General features: G+C 37.4%; 22 protein-coding genes and 2 pseudogenes. 10 read left to right on the top strand and 14 right to left on the bottom strand.

Annotated elements, in window-relative coordinates; genetic code table 11:
• Positions 1–578, top strand: a 578-nt coding sequence (locus P7J49_RS10015; protein WP_408570597.1) for a tyrosine-type recombinase/integrase, incomplete at its 5' end; no start/stop codon positions are given.
• A gap of 77 nt (positions 579–655) precedes the next feature.
• Here P7J49_RS10015 and P7J49_RS10010 read toward each other — a convergent pair.
• From P7J49_RS10010 to P7J49_RS09950, 13 genes and pseudogenes are all read right to left on the bottom strand, one after another.
• Positions 656–889 (bottom strand): annotated as a pseudogene (locus P7J49_RS10010) (nucleotidyl transferase AbiEii/AbiGii toxin family protein); the annotation flags it as partial.
• On the bottom strand, positions 886–1,479 hold the full coding sequence (locus tag P7J49_RS10005; protein ID WP_408570596.1) for a type IV toxin-antitoxin system AbiEi family antitoxin domain-containing protein: 594 nt from the start codon (positions 1,477–1,479) through the stop codon (positions 886–888). The pseudogene P7J49_RS10010 and the gene P7J49_RS10005, both read right to left, overlap by 4 nt.
• Before the next feature lie 250 nt (positions 1,480–1,729).
• Positions 1,730–1,969: pseudogene (locus P7J49_RS10000) on the bottom strand (NPCBM/NEW2 domain-containing protein); the annotation flags it as partial.
• A gap of 217 nt (positions 1,970–2,186) precedes the next feature.
• A complete protein-coding gene (locus P7J49_RS09995; RefSeq protein WP_408570595.1) occupies positions 2,187–2,792 on the bottom strand; it encodes an ROK family protein in 606 nt (201 codons plus the stop codon).
• Positions 2,752–3,081: an ROK family protein gene (locus tag P7J49_RS09990; RefSeq protein ID WP_408570594.1), complete on the bottom strand. Its 330-nt coding sequence runs from the start codon at positions 3,079–3,081 to the stop codon at positions 2,752–2,754. Before P7J49_RS09990 ends, P7J49_RS09995 begins: the two co-directional genes overlap by 41 nt.
• 1 nt (position 3,082) lies before the next feature.
• The gene (locus P7J49_RS09985; RefSeq protein ID WP_408570593.1) at positions 3,083–4,960 is read right to left on the bottom strand and encodes an alpha-N-acetylgalactosaminidase; all 1,878 of its coding nucleotides are present in this window, start codon (positions 4,958–4,960) and stop codon (positions 3,083–3,085) included.
• Positions 4,950–6,284 carry an alpha-L-fucosidase gene (locus tag P7J49_RS09980; protein WP_408570592.1) on the bottom strand — a complete coding sequence of 445 codons (1,335 nt, stop codon included), beginning with the start codon at positions 6,282–6,284 and terminating at the stop codon, positions 4,950–4,952. Before P7J49_RS09980 ends, P7J49_RS09985 begins: the two co-directional genes overlap by 11 nt.
• Positions 6,281–7,120 (bottom strand): carbohydrate ABC transporter permease, encoded by an 840-nt coding sequence (locus P7J49_RS09975; protein WP_408570591.1) that lies wholly within the window; start codon positions 7,118–7,120, stop codon positions 6,281–6,283. Before P7J49_RS09975 ends, P7J49_RS09980 begins: the two co-directional genes overlap by 4 nt.
• A 10-nt stretch (positions 7,121–7,130) precedes the next feature.
• Positions 7,131–8,051, bottom strand: coding sequence for a carbohydrate ABC transporter permease (locus P7J49_RS09970; protein WP_408570590.1), 921 nt, complete (start codon positions 8,049–8,051; stop codon positions 7,131–7,133).
• A 54-nt stretch (positions 8,052–8,105) separates the two neighbouring features.
• The gene (locus tag P7J49_RS09965; RefSeq protein WP_408570589.1) at positions 8,106–9,404 is read right to left on the bottom strand and encodes an ABC transporter substrate-binding protein; all 1,299 of its coding nucleotides are present in this window, start codon (positions 9,402–9,404) and stop codon (positions 8,106–8,108) included.
• Between the two features lie 16 nt (positions 9,405–9,420).
• Positions 9,421–10,065 carry an L-fuculose-phosphate aldolase gene (locus P7J49_RS09960; protein WP_032497854.1) on the bottom strand — a complete coding sequence of 215 codons (645 nt, stop codon included), beginning with the start codon at positions 10,063–10,065 and terminating at the stop codon, positions 9,421–9,423.
• Between the two features lie 14 nt (positions 10,066–10,079).
• Positions 10,080–11,867: an L-fucose isomerase gene (locus tag P7J49_RS09955; RefSeq protein WP_408570588.1), complete on the bottom strand. Its 1,788-nt coding sequence runs from the start codon at positions 11,865–11,867 to the stop codon at positions 10,080–10,082.
• The gene (locus P7J49_RS09950; protein ID WP_408570587.1) at positions 11,851–13,278 is read right to left on the bottom strand and encodes a rhamnulokinase family protein; all 1,428 of its coding nucleotides are present in this window, start codon (positions 13,276–13,278) and stop codon (positions 11,851–11,853) included. Before P7J49_RS09950 ends, P7J49_RS09955 begins: the two co-directional genes overlap by 17 nt.
• Positions 13,279–13,436: 158 nt before the next feature.
• Here P7J49_RS09950 and P7J49_RS09945 point away from each other — a divergent pair, with 158 nt between their 5' ends.
• Positions 13,437–14,207, top strand: coding sequence for a DeoR/GlpR family DNA-binding transcription regulator (locus tag P7J49_RS09945; protein ID WP_408570586.1), 771 nt, complete (start codon positions 13,437–13,439; stop codon positions 14,205–14,207).
• Positions 14,208–14,440: 233 nt separating this feature from the next.
• On the opposite strand, the gene P7J49_RS09940 is transcribed toward P7J49_RS09945, so the two are convergent.
• Positions 14,441–14,827: a hypothetical protein gene (locus P7J49_RS09940; RefSeq protein WP_408570585.1), complete on the bottom strand. Its 387-nt coding sequence runs from the start codon at positions 14,825–14,827 to the stop codon at positions 14,441–14,443.
• A gap of 164 nt (positions 14,828–14,991) precedes the next feature.
• Between P7J49_RS09940 and P7J49_RS09935 the strand changes: the two genes are divergently transcribed.
• Genes P7J49_RS09935 through P7J49_RS09900 form a run of 8 tightly spaced genes read left to right on the top strand, consistent with a single transcriptional unit; the run spans position 14,992 to position 18,572 of the window.
• Entirely contained in the window at positions 14,992–15,684 is a 693-nt protein-coding gene (locus P7J49_RS09935) for a helix-turn-helix transcriptional regulator (RefSeq protein WP_408570584.1), read from the top strand.
• A 2-nt stretch (positions 15,685–15,686) separates the two neighbouring features.
• The gene (locus tag P7J49_RS09930) at positions 15,687–15,914 is read left to right on the top strand and encodes a hypothetical protein (protein ID WP_408570583.1); all 228 of its coding nucleotides are present in this window, start codon (positions 15,687–15,689) and stop codon (positions 15,912–15,914) included.
• Positions 15,904–16,080, top strand: a complete 177-nt coding sequence (locus P7J49_RS09925) for a hypothetical protein (protein ID WP_408570582.1) — start codon at positions 15,904–15,906, stop codon at positions 16,078–16,080. Before P7J49_RS09930 ends, P7J49_RS09925 begins: the two co-directional genes overlap by 11 nt.
• Positions 16,081–16,094: 14 nt before the next feature.
• On the top strand, positions 16,095–16,388 hold the full coding sequence (locus P7J49_RS09920) for a hypothetical protein (RefSeq protein ID WP_408570581.1): 294 nt from the start codon (positions 16,095–16,097) through the stop codon (positions 16,386–16,388).
• Positions 16,378–16,524 carry a hypothetical protein gene (locus P7J49_RS09915; RefSeq protein WP_408570580.1) on the top strand — a complete coding sequence of 49 codons (147 nt, stop codon included), beginning with the start codon at positions 16,378–16,380 and terminating at the stop codon, positions 16,522–16,524. The genes P7J49_RS09920 and P7J49_RS09915 overlap by 11 nt, the downstream gene beginning before the upstream one ends.
• Positions 16,525–16,529: 5 nt before the next feature.
• Positions 16,530–17,945, top strand: a complete 1,416-nt coding sequence (locus tag P7J49_RS09910; RefSeq protein WP_408570579.1) for a Y-family DNA polymerase — start codon at positions 16,530–16,532, stop codon at positions 17,943–17,945.
• Entirely contained in the window at positions 17,942–18,292 is a 351-nt protein-coding gene (locus P7J49_RS09905; RefSeq protein WP_408570578.1) for a hypothetical protein, read from the top strand. The genes P7J49_RS09910 and P7J49_RS09905 overlap by 4 nt, the downstream gene beginning before the upstream one ends.
• On the top strand, positions 18,279–18,572 hold the full coding sequence (locus tag P7J49_RS09900) for a DUF5960 family protein (RefSeq protein WP_408570577.1): 294 nt from the start codon (positions 18,279–18,281) through the stop codon (positions 18,570–18,572). Before P7J49_RS09905 ends, P7J49_RS09900 begins: the two co-directional genes overlap by 14 nt.
• Positions 18,573–18,612: the final 40 nt, after the last annotated feature.

Below are 18,612 nucleotides of genomic sequence, written 5' to 3'. Positions count from 1 at the left end.
ATAGTTTAAAAATCCTATATACCTATCTACAAAAGAAGATTATCTCAGCCAAAACTATTTATCAAAAACAGAAAGCTGAAAGAAATTTGTTAATTGTCTCCTTATTGCTTTCTACCGGCATTCGGATTTCTGAACTGTGTCATATTCGAATCAAAGATATCAATCTAACGGAACAAACACTCCAAATTCTAGGAAAAGGTAAAAAAGAGCGTATGATTTTTATTGGCGATGAACGAACTTTTCAGTTGTTAAAAGCTTATATCACTTGTTATTGCAATCATACAGACGATTATTTATTTCCCGGAAAATCCTTACAAAAACCACTGACAGAACAAAGTGTTCGTTTGCTTCTAAAAACAGCCAAAACACAAACCAGACTCACTACAACTATTACACCTCATATGTTTCGCCACAGCTTTGCTACTATGTTATTAGATAATGATGTCGATATTCGGTACATCCAGCAGATACTTGGACACAGTTCTATTTCGATTACTCAAATATATACACACGTATCACAATCAAGACAAAAAGAGATACTAAGTTCCTGTAATCCAATTTCATCCATCTACACTTAATCAAAAACATACAAAAATAAAGACTACCTAGAATCAGGTAGCCCTATTTGTATTCCGTAATTCTACTTTTCACAATATTTACCTTTCAGGGTAACATCTAAATCCATTGTTGTCCGTTTATCTAAGCCAATCATCTGTCCGATAAGAAATCCACCTTTCACAATGAAAGAATCTTTATACCTGCTCTCTGAGATGAGTTTTAAAACTTGTTCAATCAGAAAATTTTGCTGAACTTGTTGAGCAGGTATCCCTTTTTCTCTTGCAATATTCTTGACTTTTGCTTTGAAACTATTAGCATTTGAAAATTTCACGACAAGACCTCCACATATGATTGTAGTTTTTCGGTCACTTTAAATAGTTGTGCATAATGATACAACTTAGCATAATCCACAGCTCCTTTTTTGAAGTAAGCTTGAAAAGCTGGGGCAATAACTTGAATATCGACATGGTAAGCTGTTCTCAAACACTCCACTAATGTTCGTTCCATATCATATACTGAGATAAACTGTCCAGCCTGTCGCTCCAGTTTAATAATACCGATTTCATGATACTTTCTAGCGACGATTGGCTTGACACCAGCTTCTTTCATTGGCCTCGTATTTGTCCCGAAAGGAAAAGTCATCACAGGCTCAAATGGAATGGTAAGGGACAGACCATGTAACCAAAGTGCTGTTTCTAAGGAGTAAATTCCTTTTGGAAAACGGTACTGTAAACTAAAATAGTCATCGATATAGATATCTGGCAGATGATAGATACCTCTTTCAATTGATTCCACTTTCCCTTTTGAGACTAATTGATTCAGTTGTTGATAAGAAAAGTTGAGCTCTTCCATATCACGAAAAGTTATTACTCCATGATTATTTTTAATATAATTATAAACGGGTTTCTCTAACAAATCCATATCACCACCTCCAAAACAATATGCTAACACTTTATAACAATGTTAGCACATTGTTTTAAAATAATCAACGATAAATAAAACAATATGCTAACAAATCAAGCTATTGTTAGCATATCCTTTTTAATTTCGTCGTATAGGTAAAACTCAAGCTACTATCCACTCCAGATAATTTACGGAAGGTATAGTTTGGATTGCCATTATAGTTGGTTTCGGAGATAAGGAATGAGCCATTTGAACAGGATTTAAATTTCGTTGCTCCTAGGTTAGAAATGTCATAGCTAATTGTAGAAGGATTTGCCGCAACAGTTCCGATTCCTTTCTCAAATTCTCTAATTGAGCCATCTTCCATTTTTAATGAAATTTTATTCTCACGGTTTTCATTCCCTGCAGTAAATGGTTTATTCTTTTGAACAGTTTTGGATGAAGTAGCATCACCGTGAGTTGCGGTAGTCCAATTTAAATCAGACAATGAAACCTCAGATGCAAACACATGATTTTGAAACAAGAATGCTGAAGCCAATGTTGCAATCGTTAAAAGTGTAAATTTTCTCTTGTTATTTTTCACTTGTTTTACCTCTTATTCTTGATAAAAGAGAACTTTTGCTTCCCAACATTTCCTAGTCCATTTTTTCTGATATTGGAAAACAAACCAAACTATAAAATTGAAAGTACTATGAACTATCTATTTTCATCATATTTCTTCTCTATTATTGGACTAGGAATGCAGAACCAATTATTCCGTTATTTCCATTATCTATTTTTGAGATGATAATATTATTCAAAATATGTTTCTGTTCATGATGTAAAGATAATCCCAAAACGGTCTTTATATCTTCAATAAAATCTGGGTTATTTTGTGCAACACTACCACCCAAAACGATTATTTTAGGATCCAGTAAACAAATCATATTATGAATCGCTTGGACCATGCCATCTCTCGCATTAGCGATAATAGCCGATGCTGTAATATCTCCTTTACGCCAATTATCAAACACTGCCTTGGTTGACAAATCTTCACCATACATTTGCTTCCCTTGGCGCTCAATGGCTGGTCCTGAGCAGGAGATTTCTAGACCACTTGTTCTTCCGAAACTCCGAACTGGCATAAAACCGATTTCGCCCGCAAAGCCAGAGCCTCTTAGAATTGTGTTATTTATGATATTGGTAGCAGCGATACCTGTAGAGATAGTGATATAGCCAAACATATCATCTGCTTCTAATGAAAGCATTCGATACTCTGCATAGGCCGCTACTTTCACATCATTGTCAATTTTAATTGGAATATTTCCAAATTCTTTTTGAAGTCGCTTCACAATAGGAAAATTCGCCCATGGAATGTTGATGTTGAAAAACTGCAACTCCATTTTCAACATCAACTTTTCCCGGCAAGCCAACTCCAATCCCTGCAACATCCTCAATATTCAGTTGCTGACTGTTTAGTAGTTCTCGAATAGCTGTACACACACATTGAAATAAGGTTTCTGATGATTCTTTATTGCTTGGCACTTTTAAACTATAAGCCACATGACCTGTACCATCTACCAGTCCCACAGCAACTTTTGTACCACCAATATCTACACCTAAAGCATATTTAACTGCCATATTACCCTCCTAGTTTCTCTGCAATCAGAATTGTATATGGAGCCAGTTCATACTCTGTTTCTGTCAGAGCTGTATAATCTCCTCTAACCAATTGATAGTCGGAAAGATTGATATTATCTAACTGAATAGTCGCTGAATGACTAGCTGGGTTCCGAAGCGAAAGAATTTCTTTCCCTGCTTCTTCATCAATACATCTGTAACCATAAATTTCAAACGCTGACGGTTTGCCACCAATCATTTGACTGTATTTTAGAGTTGAGTAATTATTCTCTATCCACTTGACAGCGCGAGCATTGGCCTTCCAACGTTCCTGATCAAACATTGTATAGGAATAGTGGAATTCCCAAAAAGCATTTCCACGAGTGGAAATAAACAGGAGATAATCTTCAAACTCTTCTACACTGGCATACATTTGATGGTCCATGTACCAGGTATGAGCCGTACTCGCATAGACAGGCTCATGGTTATAGAGACTCCAGAGAGGCAATTGAATATCCCGTTTGGTTAAGAATTCTTCATATTGGCAATCACGGTAGGTAATCATCCGTTGGATGTCATTGCCAGCATTCTCTGTGAAGCCTACATCTTGGGAAACCTGTATCCAAAGGCTGTTGACCCATTGTAAGAACCATGGGCTTGGATTGACATAGGAAGTCAAGTTCAACCAGCAATCTCTATCTCCTCGCTCTGCCCTTAAATCTTTTAATAGGTCAATCAAGAATTCATAGACAGGAGTCATAGTGTGCATGGCAAACTCGCCACTAGGGTCTGGTTTGTCTGGCTTCAGCAACCAACCATCGATTTTCCAATAGCTGATATCATATTTTTTCTGGTAATCCAACATTTTTTGCTTCATGCCTTCCAAATAATTGAAGTCACCAATATTGACATCATTTGACAAGGCATTCTTGCTACCGAATTCTGGATGTGCCTCCAACCAGTCACTCATGATAACTTCTGTACCGTTATAGCCTCCACGTGGTCCAATCCAAAGACCAAGACTTGCACCTAAATTATTTACGAGAGCTTTTACCTTTGTTAATCCATTAGGGAACTTTTCATTAAACTCCCAAACACTTTGGTAATCACACCAGCCATCATCAACGACATAGGCATCCAACTTCACACCATTGTCTTCAAAGCCATGTGAAATCTCTTCAAAACTCTTTACAATAATCCCTTCATCAATGGCAGTCATATGGTCATACCAAGAATTATATTGTTTTCTGAAGTAACTTGGCTGAGCAATTCCACTAATGTAAGTAAAGAAATCCTGTTGAATGCTTGCTTTCTCAAATCCAGAAGCCGCACCAATAACAACTGGCCAGATTTTTTTAGGCTCTTTAATTTCGTGACCGACATAGTAGCGAGAAAAATAGGTTTGATCTACCAGTCTATTTTCCCCCATTGGAAACTCCATACCAAAGAAGAAGGACTTGGCATAAATTGGTTGTCCCAACTCTACATAATAGCCAGAAAATCCAGCCATTTCCTTAATATCTTCTTGCTGTTTCGGAATATATACCTGCTCTAAGTTTGCAAAACCAAACTGCTCCACATCAATGTAGTTAATTGTTTTAGAAGACGACAGAATAGTAACCTCTTTAGCAAGTACATCTTCACGTTTTGAATAAAAAATAGTTAACTGGATTTCTGAATGATAGAAACTCACCAAAAGACTTTCATTGGTTTGTTCGACCACATGAGCTGTAAAATCCTCAGAGCTGAGCTGGCTTCCATCACAAAAAGAAACAACGAATTCCGTATTTTTTTCATTTCCAATGGGTTCATCAAGCTTTTTATTCAAGATATGGGAAGTATAAAACTTCCCATCTTCTAATTTAAAATAGCGTGCTATCTGTTTATTTTCAATCTTCACTATCATCACCTACTAATTCAATCTTAATCACACTATCTACGCTGTCTGGCAAAGGATAAGTAAAGTGAGGAATATCGCCGTACTGGGCAAAACAAATCCCTTCGTAAGCATTAGTTGTCCAGCTCTTAGAAATCTTCACTTCACTACCATCATGAAGGAAACTCATCCTTTTAACTTTGCTTTCATCGATACCAATCAAGGCAAGTGGACCAATTGGCTGTTCGAAGACATGGGCATAAACCGTATTCCCTTTTTGAGTATAGTAGCCCCATTCTGGCTTAGGTAATGAACTAACGCCACAACCATAGATAGATTCACCATTCTTATCAAGCCATTTTCCAAAATCATTTAGAATTTCCAGACTCTCTTGGTTGATAATTCCTAGTGCATCTGGACCGACATTCAGAATCATATTCCCATTTTTACTTACACACTCAACCAACTTACGAATAAGTGTCCTGGACGATTTGTAGAGATGATCCGTAGGATTGTAGGCCCAGTTATTATTCATAGTTAAGCAAAGCTCCCAAGGAATTGGCTCTCCATGTATATTTCGAATTCCCTCATGCGGAACAATCTGCTCTGGACTGACAAAGTCTCCAGAATAAAGATTGATACTGTCCGTTACAATGCTGCCAAATCCTTCTCCTGATGTTTCTAAACGATTGTCAACAACTACATCTGGTTGATGCTTACGTACAAGCTTAATCAAATCTGTTGCACGCCACTTCTCACCGAACATTTCTCCATAAGAGTAGTCAAACCATAGAATATCCAGTTTGCCATACTTGGTTACAATTTCTTCTACTTGATTGTGTAAGAAAGTCAAATAGTTATCAAAGTCAATCTTCTCACCTTTGAAGGCTTCATTCTCACGCATGGGATGAATCATATCGCCATATTTCGGATAATCTGGATGATACCAGTCAATCAGACTGAAGTATAGACCTACTTTTAATCCTTCTTCTCGTACCGCTTCAACAAACTCAGCCACCAAGTCCTTTCCAATTGGTGTGTTTGTAGCCTTGTAGTCAGTATAGGCTGAGTCAAACAAGCAAAATCCATCATGGTGCTTGGCAGTCAAGACCATGTATTTCATACCTGCCGCCTTTGCCGCTTTTGCCCACTCTCTCGGATTGTATTTTACAGGATTAAACGCCTCAAAAAATGGTTGATAGTCCTCAATGGATAATTGCTGGTGGCTACGAATCCATTCCCCTTTTCCAGGGATAGAATAGAGTCCCCAGTGAATGAACATACCAAATCGGTCTCTTCGGAACCATTCGGTCCGTTTATTTATTTCATGTAAACTATTTCTTGTCATCCTTTAACTGCTCCCCCTCCTAAAGCTTCAATAAAGTATTTACTTGCAAATGCAAAGAGTAAAATTGGTGGTAAGATAATCACTACGATAGCTGAGAAAAGACCATTATAATTGGTATTAAAGCTAGTAGTAAACTGTCCAAGTAAGGCTGGAACCGTCAACTCATCTCTATTGATAATCAGCATAGAAGCCCAGTAATACTCATTCCAGTTGTTAATAAAGGCTAAAATTGCTGCCGTTAAAATGCCTGGTCTAGCAATTGGTAGCATAACTTTCCAAAACGTCTGAGCATAGCTTGCTCCATCAATCTCAGCTGCTTCTTCCAATTCTTTAGGGATGATTGCAAAGTAGTTTTTTATGATAAAGAAACTCATAGCAATACCGCTACAAGAGTAGACAAAAATCAGAGCTACTGGTGTATTATAGATCCCCAAAACATTTACCAAGCGATAGACTGGAAATGTCATAGCTGTAGCAGGGATAAAAAGAGTTGAGTACAACATGGCAGTTATCAACTTTTTACCACGGAAATCCATTCGAGCTATGACATAAGAAGACATGGAAATCATGATGATGCTGATAATAACGGAAATTGAAACCACTTTAAAACTGTTCCAAAAATAATCCAATACATGCAGTTCTGTAAACACCTTGATATAACCGTCAAAGCTTAAATCTGTCGGTAAACTAATGCCTGGATTTTTCATGGGGTCTGCTTTTAAGGAAGACAGGAAAATCCATAAAATTGGAAACACTGAAATCAAACAAGTAATAGCCATATAGATGTAAATAATCAATTTTCCCGTTTTGGAAAGGCCATTTAAACGATTGTCCATACGCTTTATCTCACTTTCTACGCTTACCTTCTTTGAAAATCAGATTGATACACAAGATGATTAACATCCCACCAAGAATCTGAATAACACCTATGGTATTCGCTCTGGCGTATTGTGTACGAGAACTGGATACTGCCAACTCCCTAATGATAAAACTAATACTTTTAGTTCCTGCTGCACCATTTGTTAGGAAGAATACTTCGTTATACAGTAGGAAACCTGAGGTTGCGGCCATGATCGATACCGTTTTCAATGTTTCTTTTATCATTGGAATGGTGATATACCACTCTCTTCTCCAACCTGTGATATTATCTAAAATAGCTGCTTCATGAATCTCTTGTGGAATGGCAAAAATTTGACCTAAAATCATAATGGTTGATGTCCCTGCAAAGAAAATATAGGCACAAGTCATCGCTATGATATTCCAACCAGGTGTCAATAATATGGCATCCGAAAATTCAGGGTTGAAGAAGCGGATAACCTGGTTAACGACTCCATAGTTCGGATTGTAGATTTGAAGAAAAATCAAACCCATTGCCGCACTTGAAATAATACTAGGTATGATGTAAAGATTTCGAGATAGTTTCCAACCAGCCAATTTTTTTGATAAAACAATCGCTACCGATAAAGCTAATGGAACTTGAACGACTACACCTATAATTGCCCATGTAATTGAATTTTTCAGTGCTTCCAAAAAGAAAGGATACTCACTAAAAATATACTTATAATTGGCAAAGAGATTGCCAAAACCTAAAAATTCTGGGCTGGTTAAATTCGTGTAATCCCACTTAGTAAAGGAGGTTGCAAAAATAGTTACCACCGAATAAAAGTAGAAGAGAAAGAAACAAACTAATGTCGGAAGTAAGAATAGAAAAATAAATCGTTGTTTCTGTGCCTTCCTATTTTGTAAGGTCATGGTTTTCTTTGCCATAAAATACTCACTTTCTAAAGCAGGGCTAAGGAATACATCCCTAGCCCTGATATATTAGCCGATAAGGGCTTTCAAGATGTCCTGTGTTTCTTTTACTTTCTGATCAATATCCACACCGTCAGCAGCACTTTCAGTCAATGCATTGATAATAGCAGTACGAACATCACCACCCCAAACTGATACAACAGTCGGAACCGTTACATCTGCATTGTTTGCCATTGACGTTGCTTCACCTAAGAGTTTTACAGTAGCGTCGTCTGAGCCACTTGCAATTTCTGCAGTATCGATTGCTTGGCTGGCTGGGTTAGCTCCAACTTTTTCAAAAATGGTTGTTTGAACTTCATCGCTAGTCATATATTTTACAAATTCCAAAGCAAGTTTTTCTTCTTCTTCAGAGAGATTGCTTGAAATTGTAATACCACCACCAGCTGAACTAATTGCAACATTGCCAGCATACAAACCTGGTTTCAAAGCTGCATTATCTTTCAAACCACCTGCTGCCCAAACTCCGTTAAAGAATACTGCTGATTTATTTTCTGTAAAATCAGTAGAATAAACATTGGCATCACCGCCAGCATTAGCTGAACCATTAGCTTGAACTTCTGTCATAACTAATTTAAGGGCTTCAGCAAATTCTTTTGAATCAATTCCTTCAGACGTTAGAGGACCTTCTAACAGTTTACGACCTGCTTCAGATGAGCCAAGTACTGTGTTAAAGAGACGAATTGCCGGCTCCCCTGCACCAAAGGCATAGACACCTTGTTTTCGAACCAAGGCCATAGCTTCCGTAAAATCACTCCACTTGGTCCATTGGTCAGGTGTTTTAGCTCCAGCCTTGGAGAAAATATCTGCATTATACCATAGACCCAAGGTCAACAATTGGTCATGGACTGTATAGATTTTTCCATTCACATCATTTTGTGTATAGTTTAGACCAACATTTTTTTTCAAACCGTTTTCATCGATGTATGGTTTCAAATCTAGAACCAAACTTTGTTCAATCGCTGCCAAGGAAACATCGTTACCAGCTAAGTCAATCATATCTGGAAATTCACCACTTGCAACCTTGTTGTTCATGATGTCTGTCAAACTTCCGTTCACAGGAGTTGGTTTGAACTCAACATCCCCAGTTGCATGTTTTTTAGCAAATTCATCATAAAGGTCACGCATGACTTTGGCTGCTGGCCATTCTTCTTCACTATGGTGATAGCCATGATAGAACTCTAGAACAGTATCATCTCCACTTGCAGCTTTTTCAGTACTTGAACTAGTTCCTGATGATGACCCGCAAGCAGCAAGAATGACCGAAGCAAACAAACACAATGCACCGCATTTCAACAAACTTTTTTTCATTTTAGGTTCCTCCGTATTATTTCCTTTGTCCGTAAGTTTTAAATTTTTCAGCCATCAATTCCATTTCTTCATCTGGGAGGATGACTGGTTCTCCCATGCTTTTGGCAACACAATAAATTTTTGAACAGTATTCAACCTCCTCAATGATATTGAAGGCATTTAGTAAGTCCTGAGCACCCGCTAAGATACCGTGGTTGGCAAGAAAGACTGCACGTCTGTCTTTCATCGCTTCAGCAGCATTTTCAGCCAATTCCTTAGTACCATATGTGGCATAATCTGCTACTCGGACATCCTTTCCTGCTACAGCAATCATATAGTGGCTAGCTGGCAAGGGTTCTCTTAGCACCGCCAAAACGGTTCCGTAAGTGGTATGTGCATGAATGACTGCATCAAGGTCTTCTCGTTGCTGATACTGAATCAAGTGCATATACCACTCGCTAGAAGGAAGTTTTTCACCTTCGACTACCTGTCCTTCCAGGTCCATGATGACAATATCTTCTTCCTTGATTTCAAAGAAATCAATTCCAGATGGAGTGATTGCCATTAGACCTTTTTCACGGTTAAATACGCTCAGATTCCCACCAGTACCCTTGGTTAAGCCTTCAGTAACTAACTTTTTGCCGTACTTTATAAGTTCCTTTCTTTCTTTTTCCATGAACATAAAGTGTTCTCCTTCTATTTACTATATAGCGGTCCTAAAACCTCACACATCTTGAAATCTGCCGCTTCCAAATCCTTAGTGCCGACACCATCAAAAATGCTTGGACGGAAAATTCGTTCCCTTGGAATATTGTGGAGGGCTACAGGAATTCGCAACATACTAGCCAGAGTGATAACTTCTGCACCAATGTGGCCATGAACAAAGGCTCCATGGTTAGATCCCCAATGATTCATGACATCATAGACCGTTTCAAAACCAGGTTCTCCAAGATTTGGAGCAAACCAAGTTGTTGGCCATGTTTTATCTGTCCGCTCATCCAAGATACGATGCACTTCATCATCCAATGGACAAGTGTAGCCTTCGGCAATCTGTAAACTTGGACCAACACCCTTGACTAGATTGACACGAATCAAGGTCACAGGCAACTCTCCTTGAGTTTTGAAGTGAGAAGAATAACCGCCACCACGGAAATATTCATAGTTAGCTCGACACCAGTCTGTCGCTTCCAGACAAGCTTTGACATCCTCCTCCGTCATATTCCAAAATTCTTTCATGGTTGGCTGACCAGCTTTATCTCGTGCTGCGGCACTTCCATCAAGGGCTGAAGCACCTGAGTTAATCAGGTGAAGAATACCATCTTTTGCCCGACCTGTTAGTTCTTGACCAGTCACGCGTTTGACCGCCTCTGGGCTCCAATAAGTTCGAACATCAGAGAAGATTGGAGCCTTGTTGGTTAGGAGGGTTCCAAATAGCATGGCGGTCGCATTCAACGTATCATTTTCTGTTGCAAAGGCAGTGACAGGTCGTGGTCCATTCCAGTCAAAGGTAGAAGCCAGGATTGCTTCAGCGAAATCTCCGTTTGGCAACCAGTCAGTCCATTGCCGTTGACCTTGGAAACCACCTGAAATAGCATTTCTACCACGAGCTTCCTCTTCCCAACCAATCTCTGCCAATCGAGGATTTCCAAAGAGAATGTCTCGAATAATCAAGGTTTGCTTAGCAATAAATTCCCAATCCTTGTCAGCTGGAATCACCTTGGACTTGGTAATCACTTCTGGAAATTCCTTGCCTGCATTGATGTCAACACCCTCTTTACAATATTCTTTGATCCAAGCAAGAGCTTTTTCATATTCTTCTTTATCGTAGATTTCCAACTCCATACGGCGAAGGATTTCTGTCATATCCACAAATTCGACTAACATTCCCAGATAGTCTTCAAAGAAGGAAGTGGTAACCTGAGAACCTGCAATCCCCATTGAAGAAGCTCCAATGTTGACATAGGACTTGCCTTTCATCTGACCAGCAGCGATCGCCCCCTTGGCAAATAGCAAGATTTTTTCAGCCACATCAGCAGGAATGCTATTATCATCCAAGTCCTGAACATCATGGCCATAAATCTTGAATGCTGGGTAACCCTTTTGAGCATAGCCACTCATGGCTGCGGCTAGATAAACTGCACCAGGCCGCTCTGTCCCATTAAAGCCCCAAATAGCTTTAATCGTGTGCGGATCCATATCCATGGTTTCTGTCCCATAGCACCAACTTGGTGTGACAGATAAGGTAGCAACTACGTTGTCACGAGCAAACTCATCGTAGACAATACCTGCATCGCCCTGACCACCAATGGTTCGACTGGCCAGTAAACACTGAACAGGTGTTCCATCTGCATAACTCAAATTGGACTCAATCAAATCCTTAGCAGCTAGGGCCATCTGCATGGTTTTTTCTTCTAAGGATTCCCTTACACCGCCCTGTCGACCGTCAATGGTTGGACGGATTCCAATTTTAGGATATAGTGTCATTTTCTTCCTCCTCTTTTGGGTAGAAATAGTTAAATGTTATAGACTCTTTTACAAGTTCCTTGGCTTCTTTCATATCTTTAACACAGCCAAGAGCCTTAAATTGAACGAGAGCATTGCCGATTGAGGTTGCTTCATATAGACCAGTCACCACTATCTTACCTGTCACATCTGCTACTAATTGTGAGAAATAGTTCGACTTAGAACCTCCGCCTATCAAGTCAATTCTCTTATAGACATTTCCAGTTATTTTTTCCAATTGTAGAATGACTTCTTGATATTTTTCGGCCAAACTTTGATAAACTATTTTAAATAGAATCGCTGGATCTGTTGATATTGTTATATCTTCATCTGCAAAATAATCGACAATCTTTTCAATCATGTTCCCTGGACTTGAAAATGTCGAAGCATCCGTATCAAATGTTGGGACACAACTTCTCGTATTACTCACCATTTCAGTAATTTCGTCATAAGAAAAGTCATTGCCTAATTTAAAGAATGATTTTTTTAGTTCTTCAAGAATCCAAAGTCCAGTACAATTTTTCAAAAATCTAGTGGTCCCATCATAGCCCGCTTCATTTGTAAAATTATACTTCAGCGCACTATCTGTAAGTATAGGAGATTTCAACTCTGTTCCGATTAATGACCAAGTTCCACAAGAAATATATAGTAAATTTTCTTCTTCATGTGGAATCGCTGCTACCGCACTTGCTGTATCATGTTGACAGACATTGACTACTACTACTTCATTTTTTGAAACATCTTTAGTTGTTTTACCTAGAATATTTCCTTCGGATACTAATTTCGGTAAAAGTAATTCTGAAATTTCAAATGTTTTTAAAATCTCTTGGTTCCAATCTTTTGTCAAGGGGTTAACCATTTGCATTGTAGATGCTATGCTTCTTTCAATTGCAATCTCGCCAGTCAATGTATAATTCAAATAGTCAGAAATCATTAACAGCTTATTTGCTTTGAAATATTCTTCAGGATTCTGTGATTTACAAGCAATCAATTGAAAGAGGGTGTTGATTTCCATCAACTGATTGCCAGTTTTAAAATACAAATCATTTAAGGAAGAGTATCTCGCAATCTCATCTAAGATTGATTTTGTTCTACCATCACGATAACTTACTGGCTGAGCAATGAGTTCACCATTTGTATCCAAGAATACAAAATCTACTCCCCACGTATCAATTCCTACAGAATCCAATTCTGAATGTTCTTGAGAATCTTCGATACATTTTTTTATGTTTTTTTCTAAGTTCTCAACATCCCAACATAATCTTCCCTTGACTTTATGAAGTGAATTTTGAAATCTGCGAACTTCTTTTGAAATCAATTTCCCGTCTTTAATTGAATACAGGATTCCTCTCCCTGACGTAGCACCAAGATCGATTGCCAATACAGTTTTCATCAGAACCTCCTTTCTGTTACCGTTTTCATATTTTAATTTTAATCTATCTACAATTCCATTACAATACTTGAACAATAGATTGGAAATTATTCAAAATATTGACATAAAATCGCCATTATTGTTCAAAATATGTTATCATATACTCAAGAGGTGTTGATATGAGTAGAGACAAACGCTTAAAGGAAATAACAGATATTCTTCAAAATAAAAAAAGAATCGATGTAAAACAACTTGAAAAATTAACTTTTTCAAGCACTTCTACACTTCGTAGAGATTTAATTTTTCTCGAAGAACAAGGACTCATAAAGCGAAAACATGGGGAAGTTGTGTTAAACGCATTTAATACTGTTGAGCTTGCTCATAGTATCAGAGAAACTGAAAATAGGTCTGAGAAAAAAATAATTGCTGACCTTGCAAAAGACTTTGTTGGTCCAGGAATGTGTATTTACTTAGATTCAAGTACAACGGTTTATGAATTATGTCCTTTCCTGTCTACCATTGACAATCTAATTATCTTTACGAATGGACTTAATACTGCTCAGTTGCTTTCTGAACTTTCTAATCCAACAATGAAAATTTTTGTTACAGGAGGAGAGGTTAAACACCATTCTGCCTCCGTTGTAAACCATAGTATGGAAAATAGTCTTCTTGAACATTTTAGTATTGACCTTGCATTTTGCTCAGCAAGAGGAATTGATGAAGAGTATGTCTATGAAGCTTCTTTCAGTCAGGCCATTGCAAAAAAATCTATCATTGACAAGGCTAAGGAGACAATACTACTAATTGATAGTTCAAAATTTCGGATGTCAGGATTTTTCAAAATTAACAACCTGAAACAATACAAAACTATCATTTCAGATAAGTTACCTGACGAATTCTTATTAACTTCTGCCGAAAAGTATGAAGTTGAATGGATTGCCAATAATTAACATAAATAGTATATTAGCTTACCGCTCTACAATAAAAAAACTGTTGTAGCAAGCACAGTAAGTGGGTACCCACTTACGATAAAATTAACGAAGCAGACGCCTTTGGCTCTGCTTTTTTCGTTACATTTTACTTGTTAGGGAGAACCCTAAGACCCCAATAGAAAGGAATAGACAATGGAAAAACGTACCCGACCAAACCAATTAAAAATTCGACTTTCAGACAAGGAACTTGCTCAAGTGCGAGAAAAATTTGGACAATCTCGGTCAAAATCAATGCGGCATATGAAATCAGTTGCTAGACAAATTCCTATACCAACACCCAAAAATACAATGACAAAATTGATGACTTTACTTATTCTTGGCAAAAATATTGAGAGAGCAACCATTAGAAAACCATATATCAAAACTGCGATTAATCCAAACAAAACATCCCAAAAATAAATCGTATTTCCATTCGCAATCTTACTAGAAATTGGTTGGTGTAACAGATAAATTGTGTAGATAAATACTGCACAAAAATCAATCGCAAAACAGGCAAGTTTTACAGAAGTTCTAGCTATAAATAACCAAAGCCAAAATGCTGCTAAGATTAACATTCCATAAAGTGCTAACAAAATCATTAAAAACTCACTCCTTTCACTACATCTAGTTTACTGCATTTTACTATTTTTGTCCGCTCATTATATTGAATTTCTGACAAAATTTTTAAAGTTATACTTGTCAAATTAAAAAAAATAATTTATACTTTTTGTAAGTTTATAAACTTACAACGAAAGGAGTAACCATGTTCTCTCCAAAAAGACTAAAAGAAAAAAGAACAAAACTAGGACTATCTCAATCTGAAATCGCTCGACAACTTGAAATTAGTCGCATGTCATATAGTGCCTGGGAAAGCGGAAAAACCAAACCAAACCAGAAAAATCTTTCGATGCTTGCTACTATTTTGAATGTCGAAGAATCCTTTTTTGAATCTGAATACACAATCGTTCAAAACTATCTTCTGCTCACCGATGAAAACAAATTGGCTGCAGAAGATTATGTCGAGCAATTACTAGCTTCTCAATCTATTGCAGAAAATGTTGTATCCCTATTCTCATATCAAGTGCTTTCTGATGTTCAATTATCTGCTGGTCCTGGTGTGGGGCTGAACGATGAATTTGAAACAGAGACTGTCTATTCGGAAGATGAATATACAGGATTTGATATTGCAACATGGATTTCTGGTAATTCTATGGAACCTGTATATAAAGACGGTGAAGTCGCACTAATTCGTTCAAACGGATTCGACTATGATGGAGCTGTCTATGCATTATCATGGAATGACTCAGTTTATATCAAAAAACTCTACCGTGAAGAAGATGGGTTCAGAATGGTTTCCTTGAATAAGGACTATCCAGAGAAGTTCATCCCGTATGAGGATGATCCAAGAATTGTTGGTCTAGTTGTTGGACACTTTATGCCTGTCGAGGGAGTGTAGTCATGAATTTAAAAGATATTTTAGAACTTGGAACGTATGGTTTCAACCCTGATTGTAAAGTTGAAATATTCAATATGGACAATTTTGAAGAGCGACTAGAGAATGAAGGATTTGATGAAATACTTATTCCTCAAAATGAGGACGCAAAAATCTATCCTTACGCTTTTTTAATAGAGGATTCTATTTTGATTGCAATGACAGACGAAATGGAGGATATGAATGAAAATTAGAACATTACCTTGTGGTTGTAAACGTCAGATTGAAGAAATCAACATCAACGGTGAAATACATGAAATTCAAGTATTTGGACATTCGCCTGAAAAGCCACCATTGACCGAGGAAGAAAAACAAAAACTTGCACTGATTATTCAAGAACACTTAGAAAAGAAAGTCTAAAAAGGATTTGATACATGCATAGAATACCATATAATCAAGACAAACGTATTCTTGTAGATTTACCTGGGGGTAAGACTGCTGACATTACAGTTCATATTTTAAATGTTGCGCTCCGATGGTTTGTAGAGAATAACTACCATATCTCCAAGTTTACAACAGATGACCAAGTAATGGCATTGGCATTCATTGAAGATACAGAACCACTTACGGCAGTTGAAAGCTACTATAAAATTCAAAAAGAAGATTATCGCCCCACTGCTTCTGAAAAGGAAAAGAACAATGGTATATACAAAATCCGTGAAGAATAATGCCAGACTTCAACCTAAAAAAATGCTTGATATAAAAAATGACCGAATTATTCTAGCCTTTGAAAAAGAAGAATATGATGTAACAGACCATCTAACAGAGCTTGTTGAAGAGTTAGGAAAATTGAAAGCAAGGTGATCACTATGGGCTATATCGACTATTCAAAGGAACCACGTAGTGATATTGCTTTTGTCGATATGAAATCTTTCTATGCGTCCATTGAATGCGTGGAGAGAGGGCTTCATCCACTCCATACATCTCTTTGTGTTATGAGTAGGGCTGATAATACTTCTGGCCTCATACTAGCTTCTTCTCCAATGTTCAAAAAAATTTTTGGTAAAGGAAATGTCGGTAGAGCTTACGATCTCCCCTTTGATGTCCACACACGAAAATTTAACTATTACCGTGCAAGCATTTCTGGACTACCAACAGATGTCAAGTTCGTCTCATATATTGAAAACTGGGCTAAGCGTACCTTTATCGTGCCACCAAGAATGGACTTGTATATCCAAAAAAATCTAGAAATCCAAAAAGTATTTCAAAATTATGCTGATCCAACAGATATTCTCCCCTATTCAATTGACGAAGGATTTATTGACCTAACTTCATCACTAAATTATTTTGTTGAAGATAAGACGCTTAGTCGTAAAGATAAATTAGATCTAGTATCAGCAAAAATACAGCACGATATTTGGGAAAAGACTGGAGTGTATTCTACAGTTGGCATGAGTAATGCCAATCCACTTCTAGCCAAGCTGGCACTTGACAATGAAGCAAAAAGTACTGCTACCATGCGTGCTAATTGGTCCTATGAAGACGTTGAAACAAAGGTCTGGAACATTCCTAAAATGACTGATTTTTGGGGAATTGGTTCACGAACAGAAAAAAGATTAAACAAACTTGGTATCTATTCCATCAAGGAATTAGCCAACTGTGACCCAACTATTTTGAAGAAAGAATTTGGTATCATTGGCGTACAACATTGGTTTCATGCTAATGGTATTGATGAAAGCAATGTACACGAACCCTATCGCCCTAAAGCTGTCGGGATTGGAAATTCGCAAGTACTCCACAAAGATTACACTCGTCAAAGCGATATAGAACTTGTACTTAGAGAGATGGCAGAGCAAGTTGCCATTCGTTTACGTAAGAGACACAAAAAAGCAACCGTAGTTGCCATAAATGTTGGATATTCAAATTTTGAAAACAAGAAATCCATCAATGTTCAGAAAAAAATCAATCCAACCAATCGAACACTTGTTTTTCAGGACGAAGTTATTTCACTTTTTCGCTCTAAATACGATGGTGGTGCAGTTAGAAGCATTGCTGTGAGATACGATGGATTAGTGGACGAAAACTTTGCAGTTATTTCACTTTTTGACGACTTTGAAGAAAGCGAAAAAGAGGAAAAATTGGAAACAACTATTGATAAGATTCGTGATCGATTTGGATTTCTTGCAGTACAGAAAGCTAGTTCTTTATTAGAAAATTCAAGGGCAATTGCTCGAAGTAAACTTGTCGGCGGTCATTCCGCTGGCGGATTGGAGGGATTAAGATGATTGACCGTAGCTATCTACCATTCCAAGTGGCTAGAGAATACCAAGATAGGAAAATGGCAAAATGGATGGGATTCTTCTTGTCAGAACATACATCTGGTTTGGAGAACGAACGTAATCGCATTGATTATTCAACTGAATTGACCTTAGCTGATAAACTACTCCTACTCAATCAACTATATAGTCATCAGTTAAATGGTATTCTGACAGTTCCTGGAAAAATTTACATTGGAATAGTAAAAAATTTGACATTCCAATCTGTTTCGTTTGAAACTAAAGAAGGCTACATCAGTATTCAAATCTCGGAAATTCTTACAATAGATTTGGAGGTGGAATATGAATCAGCTTGAGTTTAATAAAAATCAATTACAAATGGATTATTTTAGTGATAGCTACCGAAAGTTTGAAGAGGATTTCTATCGCTACTCAAAATTAGCTGTTCCACTTACCTTTCTTACAGATGATTTGATGAATTCAATGGCAGCCTCGGGAATAAACTATTTTGTTCTGAATAAAGAGAAAGCAAAAGACAATCGTAATCATTACTTCATCTTTAAAATTGAAACGTATAGTGATAATAAGCTAATTCGTAAGTTCATATATCAGAAAACGACTACAAGTTTAGAGTAAATAAAAAAACAAGCTAGACCTCCGAAAATGGTGGTCTAGC

The sequence above is a fragment of the Streptococcus suis genome (assembly GCF_046032515.1).
GTDB lineage: Bacteria > Bacillota > Bacilli > Lactobacillales > Streptococcaceae > Streptococcus > Streptococcus suis_AL.
Note: the sequence above shows the minus strand (reverse complement) of the source record. Positions and strands in the feature narration are given on the sequence as shown.